The sequence below is a fragment of the Roseomonas sp. TS2 genome, assembly GCF_058833935.1.
The window spans coordinates 1-8,483 of sequence record NZ_JCACVY010000188.1 but is presented as its reverse complement, the minus strand read 5'-3'; the positions used below and the strand labels follow the sequence as shown (position 1 = coordinate 8,483).

The 8,483-nt window shown below is 72.5% G+C and carries 7 protein-coding genes; 3 read left to right on the top strand and 4 right to left on the bottom strand.

Annotated features, from left to right (window positions below; translation table 11 throughout):
• The first annotated feature begins 40 nt into the window (after positions 1–40).
• The gene (locus tag ACZJYS_RS20570; protein WP_109517294.1) at positions 41–571 is read left to right on the top strand and encodes a gamma carbonic anhydrase family protein; all 531 of its coding nucleotides are present in this window, start codon (positions 41–43) and stop codon (positions 569–571) included.
• Between the two features lie 24 nt (positions 572–595).
• Here the strand turns inward: ACZJYS_RS20570 and ACZJYS_RS20565 are convergent, their stop codons facing one another.
• On the bottom strand, positions 596–1,963 hold the full coding sequence (locus ACZJYS_RS20565) for a sigma-54-dependent transcriptional regulator (RefSeq protein WP_493180155.1): 1,368 nt from the start codon (positions 1,961–1,963) through the stop codon (positions 596–598).
• Positions 1,963–3,792 carry a sensor histidine kinase gene (locus ACZJYS_RS20560; protein WP_493180154.1) on the bottom strand — a complete coding sequence of 610 codons (1,830 nt, stop codon included), beginning with the start codon at positions 3,790–3,792 and terminating at the stop codon, positions 1,963–1,965. The genes ACZJYS_RS20565 and ACZJYS_RS20560 overlap by 1 nt, the downstream gene beginning before the upstream one ends.
• A 272-nt stretch (positions 3,793–4,064) precedes the next feature.
• Here ACZJYS_RS20560 and ACZJYS_RS20555 point away from each other — a divergent pair, with 272 nt between their 5' ends.
• Both ACZJYS_RS20555 and thiM read left to right on the top strand, forming a co-directional pair.
• On the top strand, positions 4,065–5,405 hold the full coding sequence (locus tag ACZJYS_RS20555; protein WP_379649049.1) for a dicarboxylate/amino acid:cation symporter: 1,341 nt from the start codon (positions 4,065–4,067) through the stop codon (positions 5,403–5,405).
• Between the two features lie 198 nt (positions 5,406–5,603).
• Entirely contained in the window at positions 5,604–6,437 is an 834-nt protein-coding gene (gene thiM / locus ACZJYS_RS20550) for a hydroxyethylthiazole kinase (protein WP_493180153.1), read from the top strand.
• A gap of 40 nt (positions 6,438–6,477) precedes the next feature.
• Here the strand turns inward: thiM and ACZJYS_RS20545 are convergent, their stop codons facing one another.
• Both ACZJYS_RS20545 and ACZJYS_RS20540 read right to left on the bottom strand, forming a co-directional pair.
• Positions 6,478–6,840 (bottom strand): response regulator, encoded by a 363-nt coding sequence (locus ACZJYS_RS20545; RefSeq protein WP_109517298.1) that lies wholly within the window; start codon positions 6,838–6,840, stop codon positions 6,478–6,480.
• A gap of 30 nt (positions 6,841–6,870) precedes the next feature.
• Entirely contained in the window at positions 6,871–8,310 is a 1,440-nt protein-coding gene (locus ACZJYS_RS20540) for an ATPase domain-containing protein (RefSeq protein ID WP_109517299.1), read from the bottom strand.
• Positions 8,311–8,483: the final 173 nt, after the last annotated feature.

Below are 8,483 nucleotides of genomic sequence, written 5' to 3'. Positions count from 1 at the left end.
GGACGGGGGCCACCCCGCCGGGAAGAACACAGGAAACGCCATGCCGCTCTATGAACTGGATGGAATCGCGCCCCGCCTGCCGGAGGCCGGCCGCTACTGGATCGCCCCCGACGCGCATGTGATCGGCGACGTGACGCTGGGCGAGGATGTGGGCATCTGGTTCGGCGCCGTGCTGCGCGGGGACCGGACGCCCATCATCGTCGGTGCCGGCACCAACATCCAGGAGGGCGCGATGCTGCACGCCGATCCCGGCGCGCCTCTGACCATCGGCGCCGGGGTGACGGTCGGTCACCATGCCATCGTGCATGGCTGCACCATCGGCGACGGCACGCTGGTGGGCATGGGGGCCACGGTGCTGAACAATGCGCGGGTCGGCCGCAACTGCCTGATCGGCGCCAATGCCCTGGTGACCGAGGGCAAGGAATTCCCCGACAACTCGCTGATCATCGGCTCGCCCGCCAAGGCCGCGCGGGAGCTGGACGAGGCGGCGATCGCCGGCCTGCGCGCCTCGGCCGAGAACTACGTGCGGAACTGGCGCCGCTTCGCCAAGGGGCTGCGCCGCATCGACTGAACGCCCGGCGGCGGGCGGGGCGCCTCACCCGGTCGCGCCCTCCTCCCTGCCGCCGCGGTAGTCCTGCGGTGCGATGCCGTGGCGCTTCAGCTTGTCGTAGAAGGTCTTGCGCGGAATGCCGAGGGCGGCGATGGCCTGCCGCACATCGCCCTGGTGCGCCGCCATCGCCTCCGCCAGCAGCGCCGCCTCATAGGCGTCGACGCGCTCGGACAGGGAGGCAGCCCCCGCCATCGCCCCCGCCGGGGCCGCCCCGGCCGCGGCAGGCAGATCGGCCAGGCCCAGCGCCACCCGCTCGGCGAAGTGGGAGAGCTCGCGCACATTGCCGGGCCAGGCATGGCTCTCCAGATGGCGCTGCGTGGCGGCGTCGATCGCCGGCGCGGGCCGCTCGAAGCGCGCCGCGGCGCGGGCCAGGAAATGCGCGAACAGCAGCGGGATATCCTCCCGCCGCTCGCGCAGCGGCGGCACCCGCAGCGTCACCACATGCAGCCGGTAGTAGAGATCCTCGCGGAAGGCGCCCTGCCGCACCAGCTCGGCCAGCCCCACCTTGGTGGCGGCCACCACGCGCAGGTCGAGCCGCCGCACCTCGTTGGTGCCGAGGGGGGCGATCTCGCGGCTCTCCAGCACCCGCAGCAGCTTCACCTGCATGGCGGGCGTCATGGCCTCGATCTCGTCGAGGAACAGCGTGCCGCCATCGGCATGCTCGATGCGGCCGACGCGGCGCTTCTGCGCGCCGGTGAAGGCGCCGGCCTCGTGGCCGAACAGCTCGCTCTCCATCACGCTCTCGGGCAGGGCGCCGCAGTTCAGCGCCACGAAGGGGCGGGCGGCGCGGCGGCTCAGCGCGTGGAGCTGGCGCGCCACCACGTCCTTGCCGCTGCCCGTCTCCCCCTCCACCAGCACGTCCACCGCCGCGTCGGCCACCTGGCGCAGCGTCTCCCGCAGGCGGCGCATGGCCGGCGCGGCGCCGAGGAAGGCCCCGTCCTCCGCCCCGGCCGCCTCCACCGCCCGGGCCAGGCGCCGGTTCTCCAGCACCAGCCGCCGCTTCTCCAGCGCGTGGCGCACGGCGGCGAGGAGCTGCTCGGCCGGGTAGGGCTTGGGCAGGAAGTGGTAGGCCCCCTCGCGGATGGCGCCGACCGCCATCGGGATGTCGCCATGCCCGGTGATGAGGATGACCGGCAGGTCCGGGTCCAGGGCGCGCAGGCGGCGGAACAGGGCCAGCCCGTCCATGCCCGGCATGCGGATGTCGGTCACCACCACGCCGGGGAAGTCGGCGTCCAGCACATCGAGCGCCCGCCCGGCGGAGGGCACGGCCATGGCCGTCAGCCCCTCCAGCGCGAAGCTCTGCAGATTGGCCTCCCGCAGGGTGTCGTCGTCGTCGACGAACACAACGTCCATCACAGCGCCTTCCCGAAGGTCATGACGAATTCCGCGCCTTCCAGGCCCTCCGGGCGTTCCGGCGCCTCCAGCGTGCCGCCGAGATCGGCCACGATGTCGCGGCAGATCACCAGCCCCAGGCCGAGACCGGCGGATTTGGTGGTGGTGAAGGGCATGAACAATGAGCGGCGCACCGCAGGCGCGAGGCCGGGGCCGTTATCGGCCACCCGCAGCGTGGCGCCGCCCTCCGGCGCGGCGGCGGCGCTGATGCGGATGCGGCCATCGGCGCGGCCCTGCAACGCCTCGATGGCGTTCTGGACGAGGTTCACCAGCACCTGCTCCAGCCGCACCCGCTCGGCGCGGAGCCGGGGCTCGCCCTCCACCGCCACCTCCACCGCGACGCCGTGCTGCCGCAGCCGGTGGCCGACCAGCAGCAGCGCCCCCTCGATGGCGGCGCGCAGGGCCACCGGCTCGCTCTCGCCGCCACCCTTGCGGGCGAAGCCGCGCAGCCCCTCGGTGATGGTGCCGATCCGCCCTGTCAGCCCGGCGATCGTCTCCACCGCGCGCCCGGCCGTGGCCGCGTCGCCGCGCCCCAGCAGCTTCAGCGCGTTGTCGGCGAAGGTGCGGATGGCGGCCAGCGGCTGGTTGATCTCATGCGCCACGCTGGCGGTGATCTGGCCGAGGATGGCCAGGCGGTTGGCCTGGGCCAGCTCGTCGCGCAGCCCGTGCAGCGTGGCCTCGGCGCGCTGGCGTTCCACCGCCTCGGCGCGCAGCCTTGCATTGGCGGTGCGCAGCTCGGCGGTGCGGAGGCTCACCTGCTCCTCCAGCTCCTGCCGGCGGGCGGCGTCGCGTGCCAGGTCGCGGCGCAGCCGGCCGCGCCGCCGCAGCGCCAGCGCCATGCCAGCCAGCCCCGCCCCGCCCAGCAGCAGCGCGCCCAGCCGGGCCGCCAGGCGGGCCGGCTCCAGCACCGGGCGCACCGGGGCCAGCAGGGTGAGTGTCCAGCCGGTGCCAGGCACGGGGCGGGTGACGGGCAGGGCCGGGTTGTCCTCCGGCCGGGCGCCGGGCGGCAGGCGGCGCAGCGTGGCATCGCCGGCCAGCGGCGCGAGGCGGAGGTCGCCGAGCGGCGCATTGCCGAATTGCAGGCTCTCGCGGATCGCCTCGCGCTCCGGCCCTGCCAGCGGCCGGGTGGCCAGGAAGTGCCAGGCCGGCACGCTGGTGACGGTGACGATGCCGCGCGGGTTCGTGGCCAGGACGGGACCGGGCAGCCGGCGCCAGGCTTCCTCCACCGCCTCGAACTCCGCCTTGATGACGATGACGCCGACCGGCCCGTCCCGCCCGTCCAGCCGCCGCGCCAGGTAGAGGCCGGGGCGGTTGCTGACGGTGCCGAGGGCGAAATGCTCCGCCGCGCCCTCGCGCAGCGCATCGCGGAAATAGGGGCGGAAGGCATAGTCGCTGCCGACGAAGCTGGTGCCGGTGCGCCAGTTGCTGGCGGCCAGCGCCACGCCGGTGCGGTCCAGCGCGTAGATCACGGCGGTGCGGGTGCCCTGGGCCAGCGCCTCCAGCTTGGCGTTCAGCGCCTCCAGCCGCGCCGGGCTGGGGGCGGCGAGCGCCTCCCGCAGGTCGGGGTCCTGCGCCAGGATGAGGGGCAGGCTGCGCTGCTTCTCGATCTCGGCCTGCAGCACGGCGCCGCGCAGCTCGGCGGCGGCGCCGGCCGAGGCGGCGAGGTCGGCCAGCACCCAGCGCCGCGCCAGATGGTCGGCGCCACGGTCGAGCGCGAACAGCACGGCGAGGGCCGCGACAACCTGGAACAGGCTCCGCCATGGGCGGGCCGCGCCGGGCGCGGCGCTCATGCCGGATGCCCGCCAGGCCGGGCGGAAAGCCGCACAACGCCTCTGGAATCTGTGCGGAAATCCGCACGATCGGCGCCGGCGTGCCGGCCACGCCGCCGCACAAACATGTATAAGATCAAGGAGTAAGCCAGAGCGGCCGGACCCTGCCCGCTCTGGCACCCCCCTTGCCATGGGGGTTCCGAGCACCGCCCTCGCGGCGGTCCACACCACGGAACGACACCGCCGGCGCGGCGGCACGGCCACGCCGGAACTTCAGGCAGGGGGGGATATCCATGGCCTATGCACCCATCCAAGCGGCGACCGCGCCCGGCGCGCCGCGCAAATTCTACCAGCACCTGTATGTGCAGGTTCTCTTCGCCATCGCCGTCGGCATCCTGCTCGGGCACTTCTATCCGCAGACCGGCGCGGACATGAAGCCGCTGGGCGACGCCTTCATCAAGCTGGTCAAGATGGTCATCGCCCCGGTCATCTTCCTGACGGTGGTGACCGGCATCGCCGGGGTGCGCGACATCGGCAAGGTCGGCCGCGTCGCCGGCAAGGCGATGCTCTACTTCCTGGTCTTCTCCACCCTGGCGCTGATCGTCGGGCTGATCGTGGCCAACATCGTGCAGCCCGGCGCCGGGCTGAACGTGGACCCCGCCACGCTCGACCCCAAGGCCGTCTCCGGCTACGCCGCCAAGGCGCACGAGACGACGCTGGTCGGCTTCCTGACCAACATCATCCCCGCCTCGCCGGTAGCCGCCTTCGTCTCGGGCGACATCCTGCAGGTGCTGTTCTTCTCGGTGCTGTTCGGCATCGCCCTCGCCTCGGTGGGCGACAAGGCGGAGCCGGTCATGGCCGTGCTGCACTCCGCCTCGGCCGGCATGTTCAAGCTGGTGGCCATCCTGATGAAGGCCGCGCCGATCGGCGCCTTCGGCGCCATGGCCTTCACCATCGGCCGCTACGGCATCGGCTCCATCGCCAGCCTGGCGCTGCTGATCGCCACCTTCTACCTCACGGCGCTGATTTTCGTGCTGGTCGTGCTGGGGGCGGTCGCCCGCTACAACGGCTTCTCGATCCTGGCGCTGATCCGCTACATCAAGGAGGAGCTGCTGCTGGTGCTCGGCACCTCCTCCTCCGAGGCGGCGCTGCCGACGCTGATGGAGAAGATGGAGCGCGCCGGCTGCCGCAAGTCGGTGGTGGGGCTCGTGGTGCCCACCGGCTACAGCTTCAACCTGGACGGCACCAACATCTACATGACCATGGCGGCGCTGTTCATCGCCCAGGCCACGGGCATCGAGCTGAGCCTGTGGGACCAGGTGCTGCTGCTGCTGGTGGCCATGCTCTCCTCGAAGGGCGCGGCGGGCATCACCGGCGCGGGCTTCATCACCCTGGCCGCCACCCTCTCGGTGGTGCCGGCGGTGCCGGTGGCCGGCATGGCGCTGATCCTCGGCATCGACCGCTTCATGTCCGAGTGCCGGGCGCTGACCAACCTGGTGGGCAATGCGGTGGCCTGCATCGTCGTCGCCCGCTGGGAAGGCGAGCTGGACCAGGAGCAGCTGCGCCTGGCGCTCAGCGGCAAGGCGCTGCCGGAGGCGCCGGAGGCCATCGGGCTGGCGCAGCCGGCCGAGTGACGCGCCGCGCGCGCCGGGGCGACCAGCCCCGGACCGCGCCGGAGGCCGGCCGGGGGAGCATCCGCTTCCCCGGCCTTTTTTGCGCCGCTGCCCGGCGGCCCCGCCGCTTGTGGCCGGCCCGCGGCCGCCGCAACATGCCGGCCCGCTGTGGCCTGCCCGCCATGGCCTGCCCGCCGGATTGCCAAGGGAGTTCCACCCGTGCCGGAGACCACCGCGACGGACCTGCCCCGGCAGGCCGCCGCCGCCCTGGAACGGCTGCGCCTCGCCGCGCCGCTGGTCCACAACATCACCAATGTCGTCGTCGCCAATGTCACGGCCAATGCCCTGCTGGCGGTGGGCGCCTCACCGGCCATGGTGCAGGCGGAGGAGGAGGTGGCCGATTTCGCCCCCCACGCCGCCGCGCTGGTGGTGAATATCGGCACCCTCACCGCGCCGCAGCTGCGGGCCATGCGCCGCGCCGTCCCGGCGGCGCGGGCGGCGGGCGTGCCGTGGGTCCTCGACCCCGTGGCGGCCGGCGCCACCCCGTTCCGGCTGGCGGCGGCGCAGGAGATGGCGGCGCTGCGCCCCGCCGTGCTGCGCGGCAACGCCTCCGAGATCCTGGCCGTGGCCGGCGAGGCCGGCCTCGCCTCCCGCGGCGTCGACAGCGCGCATCCCACGGTGATGGCGCACGCGGCGGCGGCGCGGCTGGCGCGCGCGCTCGGCATCACGGTCGCCGTCACCGGGGCGGTGGATCATGTCACCGACGGGGAGAGGGCCGTCGCGGTGGCCAATGGCCACCCATTGCTCACCCGCGTCACCGGCATGGGCTGCACCGCGACGGCGCTGATCGGCGCCTTCCTGGGCGCCGGGCTGCCGGGGATGGCGGCGGCGGTGGCCGGGCTGGCCACGCTGGGCGTGGCGGCCGAGCGGGCGGCGGGGCAGGCGTGTGGCCCGGGCAGCTTCCAGGTCGCGCTGCTCGACGCGCTGCATGCGCTGGAGCCACCGGCCCTGGCCGCCTCCGCCCGCCTGGCCCCGGCGCCCGCCGGAGGCTGACCAGGGGGCGGCGCGAGGGGCGGCGCGGCGGCGCCTTGCCTCAGCCCGGGCGGCCCACCAGGGCGATCACTGCCTCGATCACCTCGCCGATGATGAAGGGCTTCTCGAAGATCCGGGCGAACAAATGTCCGCTCTCGCGGGCGAGGTCGGCATGCGCGCCGCTCATCAGGATGATCGGCATGCCGGTGCCAAGGCGGCCCCGGATCGCCTGGGCGAACTCCACGCCGTTCATGACCGGCATCATGTAGTCGGTGATGACGAGATCGGGGCGCTCGCGGTCCAGCACGTCCAGCCCCTTCCTGCCATTGCTGGCACGGACCACCATGAACCCTTCATCCTCCAGGGCGAAGGCGAGCACGTCCGTGATGAGGAACTCGTCGTCCGCGACCAAGATCGTTGTCATGATGTGGTACCGCTCTGAACGCTCGCGCGGTCAGCTCCCCTTCTTCGTAGGGGAGCCGGAAAGCACCATGGACATCTTCTCGAAGCTCGGCTTGAGGAGGATGCCATCGCTGGTGATGGTGACGTCGCGCAGGGAGGGGTCGTAGTCGCTGTCGCGCACCTTCAGGATGGTCAGCACCCGCCTCACATCCGCTTCCACCTCGACGAAACGGAGCATCAGCAGATTGTCCATGAGGCTGGAGAGTTCCGGCGCCGGCGCATTGATCTCCGCTCCGAACAGGCCGCGCATCTCCCATGTGGACACGGTGGTGACGCCGCGTTCGCGCAACTCGTTGGTCAGGGCGGTGTAGAAGTCGATCAGCCGGTCCGGGCGGGCGGCGGCGCGGGCCATGCCGCTCAGGCTGTCGATCATCACGCGCCGCACCTTGCGCCGTTCCACGGCCCCGAGCAGCTGATGGCCCAGCCGGTCCAGGGACCGCTGCGAGGCAGGCTGCCAGATGATCTCGACCGCGCCGGAGGCGACCAGGCCGCGCAGGTCGATGCCCAGGTTGGCGGCCTTCAGGCAGAGGCGCTCCGGCGTCTCGTAGAAGCCGAACAGCAGCCCCGGCTCCTCCGGCGTGCAGCGTGACAGGAAATGCAGGCCGAGCGAGGTCTTGCCGCTGCCCGAAGGCCCCAGCACCAGGGTGATGGAGGCAGGCGGCAGGCCGCCGCCCAGCATCTCGTCCATCACCGGGATGCCGCTGCTCTCCCGCGCCACGCTCACCGGCTCCTGCGAGGCGATCTGCCCCCAGACGGTCTCCAGCCTGGGATACACCACGACGCCCTGGCTGTTGATCTCGAACTCGTGCAGGCCGGCAAGGGCGCCGCTGCCGCGGGTCTTGCGCAGGTGGATGCGGCGCAGGGAGCGGCTGCCGACCAGCTCCTCCCCCAGCTCGATCACCCCGTCCACCATGGTGTGCTCCGGGCTGCCATCATCCAGCCGGGCGCTGGTGAGGAACAGCACGGTGCAGCCGGCGAAGGCGGCATGGCCCTGCAGCTCCGCGATGAAGCGCTTGGTGTCGAGCTGCGTCTCGGCGCGGGAACGGGCGTTGAGCACCCCGTCCACCACCATCACCGAGGCCTTCTGCCGGCTGATCTCGCGCCGCAGCAGCTTGACCACCTCGTCCAGCCCCTCATTCTCCAGCGTGTCGAAGGCGCTGACGAACTGCATCTCCGCGCCCACCCGGTCCCGCCGGAAGAAGCTCAGCGTCGACAGGAACTGGAACAGCCGCTCATGCGTCTCGGAGAGCAGGGTGGCGAACAGGACGCGCCCGCCGCGGCTGGCGTGGTGGAAGGCGATCTGGCTGGCGAAGATGGTCTTCCCGGAGCCGGGACGCCCCTGGATGATATAGGATGAGCCGGCGACCAGCCCGCCCTTCAGCAGGATATCGAGGCCGGCGATCCCACTTTCGATCCGGGGAAGTTGTTCCATGGGGTTCGCCTTGCTGAGAGTCCGGAGGGCGGATCATTCGCGAAACGGATGGGATATGATCCTCTGGAACCGCCCGGGCGCGACCACGGCCCGGTCCTCTGGACCATGCCCGGCCAGTGCGGTGATGCTCCGTCCCTTCAACGGACATTCGCGCGTGACGTCAAGACCACGCT